The 12,955-nt window shown below is 62.7% G+C and carries 13 protein-coding genes; 5 read left to right on the top strand and 8 right to left on the bottom strand.

The genetic code is table 11. The annotated features are described in order from the left end of the window. Nucleotides 1-16: 16 nt before the first annotated feature. Both hemH and ACF8O8_RS08995 read right to left on the bottom strand, forming a co-directional pair. On the bottom strand, nucleotides 17-1,033 hold the full coding sequence (gene hemH, locus ACF8O8_RS09000; protein ID WP_129932912.1) for a ferrochelatase: 1,017 nt from the start codon (nucleotides 1,031-1,033) through the stop codon (nucleotides 17-19). A 13-nt stretch (nucleotides 1,034-1,046) separates the two neighbouring features. Beyond that, nucleotides 1,047-1,952 (bottom strand): TIGR01777 family oxidoreductase, encoded by a 906-nt coding sequence (locus ACF8O8_RS08995; protein ID WP_010951988.1) that lies wholly within the window; start codon nucleotides 1,950-1,952, stop codon nucleotides 1,047-1,049. A gap of 186 nt (nucleotides 1,953-2,138) precedes the next feature. Here ACF8O8_RS08995 and ACF8O8_RS08990 point away from each other — a divergent pair, with 186 nt between their 5' ends. The 5 genes from ACF8O8_RS08990 to ACF8O8_RS08970 all read left to right on the top strand — a co-directional run bounded on the left by ACF8O8_RS08990 (nucleotide 2,139) and on the right by ACF8O8_RS08970 (nucleotide 7,214). Next, the gene (locus ACF8O8_RS08990; RefSeq protein ID WP_010951987.1) at nucleotides 2,139-3,125 is read left to right on the top strand and encodes an NAD(P)/FAD-dependent oxidoreductase; all 987 of its coding nucleotides are present in this window, start codon (nucleotides 2,139-2,141) and stop codon (nucleotides 3,123-3,125) included. A gap of 103 nt (nucleotides 3,126-3,228) precedes the next feature. Next, nucleotides 3,229-4,197: a DUF523 and DUF1722 domain-containing protein gene (locus ACF8O8_RS08985; protein ID WP_010951986.1), complete on the top strand. Its 969-nt coding sequence runs from the start codon at nucleotides 3,229-3,231 to the stop codon at nucleotides 4,195-4,197. Then, a complete protein-coding gene (locus tag ACF8O8_RS08980) occupies nucleotides 4,187-5,086 on the top strand; it encodes a MerR family transcriptional regulator (protein WP_392509567.1) in 900 nt (299 codons plus the stop codon). The genes ACF8O8_RS08985 and ACF8O8_RS08980 overlap by 11 nt, the downstream gene beginning before the upstream one ends. After that, complete coding sequence (gene phrB / locus ACF8O8_RS08975) at nucleotides 5,077-6,519, top strand: deoxyribodipyrimidine photo-lyase (protein ID WP_392509566.1); 1,443 nt, start codon at nucleotides 5,077-5,079, stop codon at nucleotides 6,517-6,519. Before ACF8O8_RS08980 ends, phrB begins: the two co-directional genes overlap by 10 nt. After that, on the top strand, nucleotides 6,516-7,214 hold the full coding sequence (locus ACF8O8_RS08970; protein WP_010951983.1) for an SDR family oxidoreductase: 699 nt from the start codon (nucleotides 6,516-6,518) through the stop codon (nucleotides 7,212-7,214). Before phrB ends, ACF8O8_RS08970 begins: the two co-directional genes overlap by 4 nt. A 115-nt stretch (nucleotides 7,215-7,329) precedes the next feature. Here the strand turns inward: ACF8O8_RS08970 and ACF8O8_RS08965 are convergent, their stop codons facing one another. From ACF8O8_RS08965 to hemA, 6 genes are all read right to left on the bottom strand, one after another. Further along, nucleotides 7,330-7,848: an acyloxyacyl hydrolase gene (locus tag ACF8O8_RS08965; protein WP_003247385.1), complete on the bottom strand. Its 519-nt coding sequence runs from the start codon at nucleotides 7,846-7,848 to the stop codon at nucleotides 7,330-7,332. Nucleotides 7,849-7,952: 104 nt separating this feature from the next. Further along, nucleotides 7,953-8,750: a glutamate racemase gene (murI, locus tag ACF8O8_RS08960; RefSeq protein ID WP_010951981.1), complete on the bottom strand. Its 798-nt coding sequence runs from the start codon at nucleotides 8,748-8,750 to the stop codon at nucleotides 7,953-7,955. After that, nucleotides 8,743-9,498 carry a molybdopterin-synthase adenylyltransferase MoeB gene (locus tag ACF8O8_RS08955; protein ID WP_010951980.1) on the bottom strand — a complete coding sequence of 252 codons (756 nt, stop codon included), beginning with the start codon at nucleotides 9,496-9,498 and terminating at the stop codon, nucleotides 8,743-8,745. The genes murI and ACF8O8_RS08955 overlap by 8 nt, the downstream gene beginning before the upstream one ends. Next, nucleotides 9,492-10,322 carry a peptide chain release factor N(5)-glutamine methyltransferase gene (prmC, locus tag ACF8O8_RS08950; RefSeq protein ID WP_392509565.1) on the bottom strand — a complete coding sequence of 277 codons (831 nt, stop codon included), beginning with the start codon at nucleotides 10,320-10,322 and terminating at the stop codon, nucleotides 9,492-9,494. The genes ACF8O8_RS08955 and prmC overlap by 7 nt, the downstream gene beginning before the upstream one ends. Then, a complete protein-coding gene (gene prfA / locus ACF8O8_RS08945; RefSeq protein ID WP_003247392.1) occupies nucleotides 10,322-11,404 on the bottom strand; it encodes a peptide chain release factor 1 in 1,083 nt (360 codons plus the stop codon). The genes prmC and prfA overlap by 1 nt, the downstream gene beginning before the upstream one ends. Further along, the gene (hemA, locus tag ACF8O8_RS08940) at nucleotides 11,401-12,678 is read right to left on the bottom strand and encodes a glutamyl-tRNA reductase (RefSeq protein ID WP_010951977.1); all 1,278 of its coding nucleotides are present in this window, start codon (nucleotides 12,676-12,678) and stop codon (nucleotides 11,401-11,403) included. The genes prfA and hemA overlap by 4 nt, the downstream gene beginning before the upstream one ends. Nucleotides 12,679-12,955: the final 277 nt, after the last annotated feature.

Below are 12,955 nucleotides of genomic sequence, written 5' to 3'. Positions count from 1 at the left end.
AAGCGGCCCCTTCGATTCAGGCCTTTTCACACATATCAGCCAACACCCTCACCCACTCCGGGTGATCATTCAGGCACGGCACCAGCACCAGCTCCTGGCCGCCCGCCTCGACAAACTGCTCGCTGCCACGCATGCCTATCTCTTCCAGCGTCTCGATGCAATCCGCCACAAACGCCGGGCACATCACCAGCAGCTTCTTCACACCGGCCTTGGCCAGCTCATCCAGCCGCGTCTCGGTGTAGGGTTCGATCCACTTGTCCCGGCCCAGCCGCGACTGGAACGATACCGACCATTTGCCATCCGGTATGCCCATGCTCTGCGCAAAGGCTTTGGCCGTAGCCAGGCATTGCCCGCGATAGCAAACCGAACGTACTTCGGCGGTTGCACCGTGGCAGCAATCGGCAGCGCGCAGGTCGTGCTTGACCCCCTTCGGAAACAGTTTCTTCAGGTGCCGTTCCGGCAAACCATGGAAGCTCAGTAGCAGGTGGTCGTAACCCTGCTCCAGGTACGGCCGGGCGCTGGCTGCCAGCGCCTCGATGTACGCCGGGTGCTCATAGAACGGCTGCAGCACGCGCATCTGCAACGGTAACTGGTGCTCGCTGACCGTCTGTTTTGCCTGCTCGATCACAGTGGTCACCGTGCTGTCGGCGAACTGTGGATAAAGCGGTGCCAAAGTCACCTTGCGCACACCTTGGGCGGCCAGCCGCGCCAACACATCAGGCAAGGCCGGCTGGCCGTAGCGCATGGCGATTTCCACCGGGCCATGGGGCCAGTGCTCGGCCATCGCGGCCTGCAGGCGACGGGTCAGCACTACCAGAGGCGAGCCCTCCTCCCACCAGATCGAAGCGTAGGCATGTGCCGACTGCTCCGGGCGCTTGATCAGGACCAGCGACACCAGCAAACGCCGCACCGGCCACGGCAGGTCGATCACGTACGGGTCCATGAGGAACTGGTTGAGGTAGCGGCGCACATCGGCCACCGAGGTGGAGGCCGGGGAACCCAGGTTGACCAGCAGCAGGGCGTGATCGGTCATGCAGCGTCCTATGTCAGAGGCGACTGGACAGGTTGTCCAGCGCCGATTGCAGATCGTTGAAGCGGAAGGTGAAGCCGGCTTCCAGCAAGCGTACCGGGCGCGCCCGCTGGCCTCCCAGCAGCAAGGTGGACATCTCGCCAAGCCCGGCCTTGAGCAGCAATGCCGGCACTGGCAACAGCGCCGGCCGATGCAGGGCGCGGCCCAGTCGCCTGGCAAACTCACGGTTGCGCACAGGCTCCGGCGCGCAGGCATTATAAGGACCGCTGGCATCCTTGTGCTGCAAGAGAAAATCAATCAGGGCGACCTGGTCGTCTATATGAACCCAGGGCATCCATTGCCGCCCATTGCCCAAAGGCCCGCCCAGCCCCAGTTTGAAGGGCATGCGCAGGCGCGACAAAAAGCCGCCATCGCTGGCCAGCACCAGGCCGGTACGGACCAGTACCACGCGTATTCCCTGCGCTTGCGAACGCTGGGCGGTCTCTTCCCAGGCAATACACAACTGGCTGGCGAAATCTTCACGCACCGGGGGAGAGGCCTCGGTCAGTTCGCGTTCGCCACCGTCCCCGTACCAACCTACCGCAGAGCCGGAGATCAACACCTCCGGGCGCTGCTCACGGGTGCCCAACCAAGCCAGCAATTGCTCGGTAAGGGTGACACGGCTGGCCCACAGCACGTTGCGCCGGGCGGCCGTCCAGGGCCTGTCGGCAATCGGCGCACCGGCAAGGTTGACCACCGCATCAAGATGATCGTCGGCCTCTAACTGCTCCAGGCGCGCGATACCACGCACCCCGCTACCACAGATTTTCGCCACCTGTTCAGGACGCCTGCTCCAAACCGTAAGCCGATGCCCTTGGCCCAGCCAGTACTGGCACAGATGCTTGCCAATCAAACCGGTGCCACCTGTCAGCAATATATGCATGGCTGTGTCCTCGCAGAATGCGTCGGTGGTCTATTTTTAACAGCAAGGCACTTTTTTGACCCGACGCTCTCGGATAAACATAGGCCAACCTGCCGCCAACACGGAATAACCTTATACATAATTTTGGCATTGTACAGGTTTGCCTGACAGCGTAGTCTGCTCACAGCAAGGTTTGAAGAGGCCATCATGACAGTACCTATCGCCATCATCGGGGCCGGCATCGCCGGTTTGTCAGCCGCCCAGGCCTTGCAGAAGGCCGGGCAATCCGTGCACTTGTTCGACAAAGGCCACGGCAGTGGCGGGCGCATGGCCAGCAAGCGCAGCGAAGCCGGCGCGCTCGACCTGGGCGCACAGTACTTCACTGCCCGTGACCGACGCTTCGTCGATCAGGTGCAGCAATGGGTGGCCGCCGGCTGGGCCGAGCAGTGGAAACCCCAACTGTACAACTACCGTGATGGCGAACTTACCCCCTCCCCCGACGAGCAGACGCGCTGGGTGGGCGTGCCACGCATGAGCGCCATTACCCGCGGCTTGCTCAAGGACGTCACCGTCAATTTCGGCTGCCGCATAGCGGAAGTGTTTCGCGGCAAGCAGTACTGGCACCTGCAAGATACCGAAGGTTGCAGCCACGGCCCCTACAGCCGCGTGGTCATTGCCGTCCCGGCACCGCAGGCCACGCCACTTCTGGCCGCCACACCGAAGCTGGCGGCCGTGGCCGCTGGCGTGCAAATGGAACCTACCTGGGCCGTCGCCCTTGCCTTCGAGACACCGCTGGATACACCAATGCAAGGCTGCTTCGTGCAGGACAACCCGCTGGACTGGCTGGCCCGCAATCGCAGCAAGCCTGGCCGCGACGAGCACCTGGACACCTGGGTACTGCACGCAACGTCAGACTGGAGCCGGCAACACATCGACCTGCCAAAGGATGAAGTGATCGAGCAGCTGTGGGGCGAATTCGCCGAGCTGGTCGGCTGCGTGGTCCCCCCGCCCACCTTCGCCCTGGCCCACCGCTGGCTCTATGCCCGCCCCAGTAGCAACCATGAGTGGGGCGCACTGGCCGATGCTGACCAGGGCTTGTACGCCTGTGGGGACTGGTGCCTGTCCGGCCGAGTCGAGGGCGCATGGCTCAGTGGCCAGGAAGCAGCGCGGCGCTTGCTCGAACACCTTGAGTGATGCCGAACTATACAAAAATACTAGTTTGCATAACTTCAGCGCTGTGCTGAAATAAACCTGTACAAGTTTCGAGTCACGTACAGGTTTATTTTCGGAGGCAGCCATGCACGACCCTTCCGCCCACAGCAAGCCGCGTATCGCCATCAGCGCCTGCCTGACCGGGCACAGCGTGCGCTACAACGGCGGCCACAAGGCCTCCGACCTGTGCCGTAAACAGCTGGAACAGCACTTCGACTGGCTACCCGTGTGTCCGGAAGTGGCAATCGGCTTGGGTGTCCCGCGCGACCCGATTCGCCTGGTCGGCAACCCCGAGCAACCCGAAGTGGTCGGCACCCGCGACCCCGGCAAGGACCTGACCGACCCGCTGCGCACCTATGGCGAGCAGATGGCCAACGAGCTTGACGACATCTGCGGCTACATCTTCATGCAGAAGTCACCTTCATGCGGCCTGGAACGGGTAAAGGTTTATCAGGACAACGGCCACCCGGCCGTGCATGGTGGCCGTGGCGTCTATGCCCAGGCTTTCTGCGCATTGCGCCCGGACCTGCCAGTAGAAGAAGAAGGCCGCCTGCATGACCCTGTGCTGCGCGAAAACTTCATAAGCCGCGTTTACGCCTACGCCGACTGGCAGCGCCTGCTGGCCGAGGGCCTGAACCGTGGCGCGCTGGTGCGCTTTCATTCGCGCTACAAGTATTTGCTGATGGCCAACAATCCCCAGGCCTATCGCACCCTCGGCCGCCTGCTTGGCAGCATGAGCAAGGCTGATGAACCACAGAGCATCGGCCCGCGCTATTTCAGCCAGCTGATGCAGGCCCTGCGCCGCTGCGCCAGCCGCGGCACCCACAGTAACGTGCTGCAGCACCTGAGCGGCTACTTCAAGGATGCCCTGACGCAGCAGGACAAGGCGGAGTTGCAGGCAGTCATCGGCCAATACCAACAAGGCGTGGTACCACTGGTAGTGCCACTGACCTTGCTCAAACACCATTTGCGCAAGCACCCAGACCCCTACCTGCAGCAACAAGCCTACCTGCAGCCTCACCCCGAGAGCCTGGGCTTGCGCAATGCGGTCTGAGGACTTGCTGCCCATCGGCGAACTTGCCCGTCGCACTGGCGTCAACCCGGTCACCCTGCGCGCCTGGGAGCGCCGGTATGGGTTGCTCAAGCCACAGCGCACCGCCAAGGGGCATCGCCTGTACCCACTTGAGCAGGTCGAACGCGTCGAAGCCGTTCTGGCTTGGCTGCAGCGTGGCGCGTCGGTCGGCCAAGTCCGCGAGTTGCTCGACAAACCCGCCAGCACCCCACCGAAGGGTGACTGGCAAGCCCGGCAATTCCAGCTGATCGAAGCCATCGCCGGCCTTTCACAGCGCGCCCTCGACCAGCAACTCAACCAGGCCATGGCGCTGTACCCGGCGGTCACCCTGTGCGAGCAATTGCTGCTGCCGCTCCTCGACATGCTCGACCAGCGCTGGCGCAATTACTTCAACGCTCGGCTGGAGCAGGTGTTTTTCCACAGCTGGCTGCGCAGCAAGCTCGGTGCCCGCGTGTACCACGACAACCAGCTGCTGCAAGGGCCCCCCGTATTGCTGGCCGAAGACAGCGAACGCACCTTCAGCCCAGACTTATGGTTGTGCGCCTGGCTACTCACCAGCAATGGCTTCCCGGTCGAGGTGCTCGAGCAGCCCGTCGCAGGCCCGCAATTGCTAAGCGCCGTCAACGCGCTCAAACCACGCGCCTTACTCCTGCACCTGGGGCCACGCATCGACGACAAGGCGTTGCTGCGCACCCTGCAAGGCTTGCCGATCCCCAAGCTGCTGGGCGGTGCCACGCTGGCGCTGCATGAAACCCGCTTGGAGGCTTTTGAGCTGCCCGACCTTTTCCTGTTCGACACCCCGCAGGCGGCATTGCGCGTGCTTCAAGCCCATGATCGACAGCCTGTAGAGATCAATCCCCCATGCACCTGACCTGGCTGCGCAGCGACCTGCGTATCGATGACAACACTGCACTCAGCGCCTCTACCGAACGCGGCCCGACCATCGCCCTGTGGCTGGTCAGCCCCGGACAATGGCAAGCCCATGACGATGCCGACTGCAAAGTCGACTTCTGGCTGCGTAACCTGCATGACCTGCGCCAATCACTGGAAAAGCTGAACATCCCCCTGCTGATCCGCACAATCGATACCTGGGACCAGGCGCCACAGGCGGTGCTCGATATCTGCCGCCAACATCAGGTGCAAAGCGTGCACTGGAACGAGGAGTACGGCATCAATGAGCAGCGCCGGGATGATGCCACCCGCGCACTGTTGGAAAAGTCGGCCATCCAGGCGCACAGCCACCTCGACCAGCTGTTCTTCCGTCCGGGCACCGTACTCACTCGCAGTGGCGATTACTTCCAGGTGTTCAGCCAGTTCAAGAAGACCTGCCTTGAGCATCTGCACCGCAGCCTGCCCGCCCTGGCACGGCGGGTGAAGCGCCAGGCCCCGCTGAACATCGGCAGCGACCCAATCCCGCAACATGTAGAGGGGTTCGGAAAAACCACGCCCGCACTGCGCGACCACTGGCCAGCCGGTGAAGCTGAGGCACAGTCCCGCCTGTCACGCTTCCTGGACGAAACCATCGACGACTACCACCACTTGCGCGACTTGCCTGCCAAGCCTGGTACCAGCCAGCTTTCCCCCTACCTGGCCGCCGGCGTGATTTCGCCCCGCCAATGCTTGCACGGTGCACTGGCCGGCAACCGGGGCGAGTTCGACAGTGGCAGCACAGGCGTGCAGACCTGGATCAATGAGCTACTCTGGCGTGAGTTCTACAAGCACATCCTGAGCGGTTATCCACAGGTCTCGCGCCACCGCGCCTTCCGCGCCCAGACCGAAGCCCTGCCCTGGCGTGACGCCCCGGCAGACCTGGAGGCCTGGGAGCAGGGCCGCACCGGCTTCCCGATCATTGATGCCGCCATGCGCCAATTGCTGCACACCGGGTGGATGCACAACCGCTTGCGCATGATCGTGGCCATGTTCCTCAGCAAGAACCTGCTGATTGACTGGCGCAAGGGCGAGCGACACTTCATGCGCCACCTGATAGACGGCGACCTGGCCGCCAACAACGGGGGTTGGCAGTGGAGTGCGTCCACCGGCACCGATGCGGTGCCCTATTTCCGTATCTTCAATCCGGTTTCACAGTCGCAGCGCTTCGATCCACAGGGTCGGTTCATTCGCCACTGGGTACCGGAACTACAGGAGCTCGATGAAAAAGCCATCCATCAACCCATTAAATCGACGGACCTTTTCGGTAATACTTCGTACCTAAGTCCAATCGTAGATCTCAGCAGCAGTCGCCAGCGGGCCCTGGAAGCATTCAAAGGGCTGCCACGCCGGCAGAATCAGGGGATAACGTCTTGATTAACTCGCGTAGTTTTTGGGTTACAGGCGCAAGCAACGGACTTGGCTTGGCTTTGGTGGAGCGGATGCTCGATGAAGGACATCGCGTTGCCGCGAGTGGCAAGGATAGCGATGCACTGGATGATTTGGGGGCACGCTACGGCAACCAATTGTTGCGTTTGCCGTGGCAGTTGCAGGAAGAACAACACGTCACCGATGCGTGCCAACAGATTTGCCATGCCTGGTGTTCGCTGGACGGGCTGATTCTCAACACCGGCACCACCGATTACCTGCCAGACAATGTCAGTGACAGTGAGCTGATCGAAGCGATCGTCACCACCAACCAGCTGGCCGCAGAGCATTGCCTGAGCAAAGCGCTGCCGTTGCTGACAAAGGGGCAGTCGCCCCAGGTGATGGGGCTTTTCAACCGCTATTCGGCGTTGCAGCTGTTTGCACCGACACAGGTGACTGCGGGCTGGAACAACTTGCCGCAATGGCTGCGTGAGCAGCGCAAGGCCCTTGAGGACCAAGGGGTAGCACTGACCATCGTAGCGCCACAATCGTTGAAGGTTACGGTAACGTCGGCACAGGCGATACCGGAGGCGTGGACGCCCGGCAGTGCCGCAGAGGAGTTGCTGCGCCGGTGGCCTCAGAGAGAACCGGAACTGGTCCTGGAGACGCTGGACCTTAGTAGCCTGTGGCCGCTGGCGCGTTGACCGCTGAAATCAGCATTACCTTCTTCGCGGGCAAGCCCGCTCCTGCAGATTACCCAGACCTTTAATGCTGTGGTATTCCGGCAGGAGCGGGCATTGCCCGCGAATGCAGGTGAATTCAGAGCGCCATTCTGTAATGCAGGCTGTAGCTTTCTACACCATCGTTGGGCTCTTTGATGCCGGCGTTGGAATAGTGAATCGCCCGCACCCCAATCTCATGCCCGCCGGCAAAGCGCAAACCAAAGCCAATGCGGTCCTCGAACTGGAACGCCGAACCCAGCTCGTTGCTTTCCAGCTCGGTGCTGGAGAACGCCGCCACCCCGATGCCGGCTTCGATGTAAGGCTTTACCGACTCCCCGGCAAATTCATAGACGAACACCGGCGCGAAGGACAGGCTGTGATTGCTCGCGGTCTCGTCGCCATCCCAGTAGGTGTAGGCCCCATCCCAATAGCCGGTCAGCCGACCAACGCTGGTCTGCCACCAACTCGCGTCCCAATTCGATTGCAGCCCTAGCCGGTAGACCATTGTCGAATCGCCAGTCTGCCCCACCGAAAACGAAACATCGGCAGCCTGTGCCGACATCGCTTGCCCCAAAACAAAGGCAGCAGCCGCTGCCAAGCCGAGCAGTTTCCTCATAAGAAACATCCTTCTTTCTGATGCTGTTATTTGTCCGCCTCATCTCAGGCAAAGCGGTAGAAAGCAGAAGTGGAACGATAGTTCAGCCTTTTTTCACGTTTTTTTCACAACGCAAAGCTTTGCACATCGTCGGACTTATGCCACAGCACAGGTAGGATTTTTCTTAAGGCTTCTGGGTCAGCGCTGGTCCAGAAGCGTGCAGCGCCGGCCGGGCCTTCGGCCAACAGATCATTGGCACCCAACAGCCGTTGCAACTGACGCGCCACGGCCGCGCCGGTGTCGATGATGGCCACGTCATCCGGGACCATGCCGGCCAGCAATGGGCGAAGGAAAGGGTAATGGGTGCAGCCGAGGATCAGCGTATCGCAACCTGCAGCCAGTAGCGGCTGCACATAACCTTGCAGCAGCTGGCGCACCGCCGGGCTTACCAGGTCACCGGCTTCGATCAGCTCGACCAGCCCCGGGCAAGGCTGGGTAATAACCTGTACGTCATTTGCGAAGCGATCGAGCAAGGCTGCGAACTTGGCACTCTGCAGGGTACCGGTGGTGGCCAGCACACCGACCACGCCCGAGCGGGTGGCTGCCGCTGCAGGCTTGACGGCCGGTTCCATGCCCACCAACGGCCAGGTCGGATACAACTCACGCAGGTCGGCCACTGCCGCCACCGTGGCAGTGTTGCAGGCCAGGACCATGGCCTTTGCGCCTTGTTCATGGAAGAACCCGGCAATGCGTCGGCAGCGCTCGCGGATATAGTCCGGCGACTTCTCACCGTAGGGTATATGCCCGCAATCGCCCACATACAGCAACGTTTCGTTGGGCAGCAGGCGCTGGATCTCGGCCAGCACCGACAATCCGCCAACCCCCGAGTCCATGACGCCGATCGGCGCCGAGCGCTCAGCCATCGCGCTTACCACAGACCGTGCAAGCCGGGTCGCGCTTGACACGAAGCTCGCGGATACGGGTGCCGAGGGCATCGATCAACAGCAAGCGGCCGACTAACGGCTCACCGAAGCCCGCCAGCAGCTTCATCGCCTCCAGCGCCTGCAGGCTACCCACCAGCCCCACCAGCGGGCCAATGACGCCTGCTTCGCTGCAGGTCAGTTCAGCTTCGCTACCATGCCCGTACAGGCAGTGATAGCACGGACTGTAGTCACGCCGCGGGTCGAACACCGACAGCTGACCTTCCAGACGGATTGCCGCTCCGCTGACCAGCGGCTTGCCGGCGGCGACACAGGCAGCGTTGACCGCCTCGCGGGTAGAGAAATTGTCGGAGCAGTCCAGCACCAGGTCGACCGCCGCCACCGCAGCCACCAGCGAGTCCTCGTCCAGTGCCTGGCGGTGAGCAACCAGGCTGACTTCCGGGTTGATTGCCTGCAAGCGCTGCAAGGCCGAGTCGACCTTGCTCATGCCAACGCTGGCACTGTCGTGGATGACCTGGCGTTGCAGGTTGGTCAGGTCGACGGTGTCGAAGTCGGCCAGGTGCAGCTCACCCACGCCAGCGGCGGCCAGGTACAGGGCGACTGGCGAGCCCAGGCCACCCAGCCCGATGATCAGCGCTTTGCTCTGCTTGAGCCGCAGCTGGCCATCGATGTCGATCTGGGACAGCAGCACCTGGCGGCTGTAACGCAGCAGTTCCTGATCACTCAGCATGACAGTCGCCCCAGGGTAATGCGTTCATGGCCGCCCAGGTCCGTGCGGCTGGCCACCTCGATAAAGCCATGTTCAGCCAGCAGAGCACGTACCGCTGCCGCCTGATCGTAGCCATGTTCCAGCAGCAGCCAACCACCTGGCAACAAGTGCGCGGGGGCCTGGGCGGCGATCACGCGAAGGTCGTCCAGGCCATCGGCACCGGCCACCAGGGCACTGCTGGGTTCGAAGCGCACGTCGCCGGCCACCAGGTGCGGGTCTTCAGCGGCGATGTAGGGCGGGTTGCTGACAATGAGGTCGAAACGCTCCGCGGCCAGGCTGTCGAACCAGTGGCTCAGCCGTACCCGAGCGTTGGCCAGGCCCAACCGCTGGCGGTTGCGCTCGGCGAGGGCGGCAGCCTCCTCCACCCGGTCAACCGCTGTCACCTGCCAGGCCGGGCGCTCGCTGGCCAGCGCCAGAGCGATGGCACCCGTACCGGTACCCAGGTCGAGAACCTTGGCGGGCGAAGCGGGTTGCAGTTCAAGCGCCGTCTCGACCAGCAGTTCGGTATCCGGCCGCGGGATCAGGGTATGCGGCGCAACCTCCAGGTCGATCTTCCAGAAGCCCTGCAGCCCAAGGATATAGGCCACTGGCTCGCCGCCACGGCGGCGCTGCAGGTAGCCGGCATAGGTCTCGGCATCTTCGCTGCTGACGATACGCTCGGGCCAGGTATGCAGGTAGCTGCGCGATTTACCGATGGCCGCAGCCAGCAGCAGTTCGGCATCCAGGCGCTCAGTGGGCGATTCAGGCAACTGCGCGTTGCGCAACAGGCTGGCGATGACAGTCATCAGTCCCCCAAGGCGGCCAGTTGATCGGCCTGGTATTCGGCCAGCAGCGGTTCGATCACCGCGTCTACGCCACCGCTGAGGATGTCGTCCAACGAATACAGGGTCAGGTTGATGCGGTGATCGGTCACCCGCCCCTGTGGATAATTGTAGGTGCGGATGCGCTCGGAGCGGTCACCGGAACCCACCAGCAGCTTGCGCTCACTGGCAATGGCGTTCTGCGCGGCACTGGTCTGCATGTCGTTCAGCTTGGCCGACAGCCAGGACATGGCGCGAGCACGGTTCTTGTGCTGCGAGCGCTCCTCCTGGCATTCGACCACGATACCGGTGGGCAAGTGAGTGATACGGATCGCCGAATCGGTCTTGTTGACGTGCTGGCCGCCGGCACCGGAGGCACGGTAGGTATCCACGCGCAAGTCGGCCGGGTTGATTTCGATGGCGGCCTGCTCGTCCGGCTCGGGGAGCACCGCCACCGTGCACGCGGAAGTGTGGACACGGCCTTGGGACTCGGTCTCGGGCACACGCTGAACCCGGTGTGCACCGGACTCGAACTTGAGCTTGCCGTAGACATTCTCGCCCTCGACGCGGGCAATGATTTCCTTGTAGCCGCCGTGCTCGCCTTCGTTCTCGGACAAGATCTCCAGGCGCCAGCCGCGCTTTTCGGCGTAGCGCGAATACATGCGGAACAGGTCACCAGAGAAGATGGCTGCCTCGTCGCCACCGGTACCGGCGCGGATTTCGAGAAACACGTTGCGACCGTCGTTGGGGTCTTTGGGCAGCAGCATGCGTTGCAGCTGCGCCTCCAGGGTCAACAGTTGCTCCTTGGCTTCACGCACCTCTTCCACGGCCATTTCACGCAGGTCCGGGTCACTGTCCTTGAGCAGCGCCTGGGCGCCTTCGAGGTCGTCCTGGACTTTGCGCCACTCTTTATAAGCAGCGTAGACCGGCTCTACCTCGGCATACTCGCGGGAGTAGGCGCGAAAACGCGTCTGGTCGGAAATAACCTCGGCGTCACCGAGCAGGGCGGTGAGTTCTTCAAAACGGTCCTGGAGGATTTCCAGTTTGTTCAGCAGCGACGCTTTCATTGCGGGGATTTGTCCGTGGAGCCCTCGTTGAGGGCAAAGAGTTCCTGGGCCATGGCCAGCGCATCGAGGCGGCCCTCGGCCGAGAGCTTTTTCAGCTGCACGCTGGGCGCATGCAGGAGTTTGTTGGTCAGGCCCCGGGCCAGCTGGGCGAGCACGTCTTCGGGGTTGCCGCCATTGGCCAGCAGGCGCAGGGCCTTTTGCAGTTCTTCGTCGCGAAGGCGCTCACTTTGCTGGCGATAGGCCCTGAGCACGTCCACTGCAGCCAGTTCGCGCAGGCGCAGCATGAAGTCTTCGGCGCCCACGGATACCAGCTCTTCGGCCGCCTGAGCCGCGCCCTGGCGGCTCTTGAGGTTTTCCGCCACTACATCGTGCAGGTCGTCGACGGTGTACAGGTAGACATCATCCAGCTCGCCGACTTCGGTTTCAATATCGCGAGGGACAGCGATGTCGACCATGAAGATCGGCTTGTGTCGGCGCTGTTTCAGTGCGCTCTCGACCGCGCCCTTGCCCAGGATCGGCAACTGGCTGGCGGTGGAACTGATCACGATGTCACTGTTGGCCAGTTCCTGGGGGATGTCTGCCAGCAGCACGGCATGCGCGCCGAACTGCTCGGCCAGGATGCTGGCGCGCTCCAGGGTGCGGTTGGCCACCACGATACGGCGTACGCCCTGCTCGTGCAGGTGGCGGGCGACCAGGGTGATGGTTTCGCCGGCACCGATCAGCAGGGCCTGGCTGCGGCCCAGGTCGGCGAAAATCTGCTTGGCCAGGCTGACCGCGGCGAACGCAACCGAAACCGGGTTTTCACCGATGGCCGTATCGGTACGCACCTGCTTGGCGGCGCTGAAGGTGGCCTGGAACAGGCGCCCGAGCAAGGGCCCGACGGTACCGGCTTCGCGGGCCACGGCGTAGGCGGACTTCATCTGGCCGAGGATCTGAGGCTCACCGAGAACCAGCGAGTCCAGGCCCGAGGCCACACGCATCATGTGCTTCACGGCGTCGTGCTCTTCATGCACGTAGGCGCTGGCGCGCAGCTCGTCGATGCTGAGGCGGTGATAGTCGGCCAGCCACTGCAGCACGGCGTCGGCGGACAGGTGGTCCTGCTCTATATAGAGCTCACTGCGGTTGCAGGTCGACAGGATCGCCGCCTCGCGGCTGGACGTCAGTCGGCAGAGCTGCTGCAGGGCGTCTACCAGCTGCTCTGGGGTAAACGCCACGCGCTCGCGTACGTCTACCGAGGCAGTCTTATGGTTGATACCAAGTGCAAGAAAGGCCATGCAAGGTCGCTGGTTGTGACGGGAAGCCGATAATTGTCCTCTTTCGCAGGTTTCAGGACAACCACCGTTCGCTATTGTGCTGATAGTCCTGCGGCTATCGCCGCTCGCGGGCCAGCATCAGCGTTGATTTCAGGTTTCACTCCCGCTTTTGATCTGGCTTTTGATCTGGCTTTTGATCTTCGCGACTTCAGGAGGCCGAACGTAGGCCTTGCGGAGGGAGGTGACGGGCATGGATGCCCGTCAAGCGCTGGGCCCCAGGATGGGGCCTGCAGCGCGG

Origin of the sequence: Pseudomonas sp. TYF_14 (assembly GCF_043105275.1) — a bacterium.
Taxonomy (GTDB): Bacteria; Pseudomonadota; Gammaproteobacteria; order Pseudomonadales; family Pseudomonadaceae; genus Aquipseudomonas; species Aquipseudomonas alloputida.
Note: the sequence above shows the minus strand (reverse complement) of the source record. Positions and strands in the feature narration are given on the sequence as shown.

Coding starts and splice junctions, on each gene's coding strand:
- hemH (WP_129932912.1), bottom strand. CDS start 1,033: ATGACCGATCACGCCCTGCTGCTGGTCAACCTGGGTTCCCCGGCCTCC.
- ACF8O8_RS08995 (WP_010951988.1), bottom strand. CDS start 1,952: ATGCATATATTGCTGACAGGTGGCACCGGTTTGATTGGCAAGCATCTG.
- ACF8O8_RS08990 (WP_010951987.1), top strand. CDS start 2,139: ATGACAGTACCTATCGCCATCATCGGGGCCGGCATCGCCGGTTTGTCA.
- ACF8O8_RS08985 (WP_010951986.1), top strand. CDS start 3,229: ATGCACGACCCTTCCGCCCACAGCAAGCCGCGTATCGCCATCAGCGCC.
- ACF8O8_RS08980 (WP_392509567.1), top strand. CDS start 4,187: ATGCGGTCTGAGGACTTGCTGCCCATCGGCGAACTTGCCCGTCGCACT.
- phrB (WP_392509566.1), top strand. CDS start 5,077: ATGCACCTGACCTGGCTGCGCAGCGACCTGCGTATCGATGACAACACT.
- ACF8O8_RS08965 (WP_003247385.1), bottom strand. CDS start 7,848: ATGAGGAAACTGCTCGGCTTGGCAGCGGCTGCTGCCTTTGTTTTGGGG.
- murI (WP_010951981.1), bottom strand. CDS start 8,750: ATGGCTGAGCGCTCGGCGCCGATCGGCGTCATGGACTCGGGGGTTGGC.
- ACF8O8_RS08955 (WP_010951980.1), bottom strand. CDS start 9,498: ATGCTGAGTGATCAGGAACTGCTGCGTTACAGCCGCCAGGTGCTGCTG.
- prmC (WP_392509565.1), bottom strand. CDS start 10,322: ATGACTGTCATCGCCAGCCTGTTGCGCAACGCGCAGTTGCCTGAATCG.
- prfA (WP_003247392.1), bottom strand. CDS start 11,404: ATGAAAGCGTCGCTGCTGAACAAACTGGAAATCCTCCAGGACCGTTTT.
- hemA (WP_010951977.1), bottom strand. CDS start 12,678: ATGGCCTTTCTTGCACTTGGTATCAACCATAAGACTGCCTCGGTAGAC.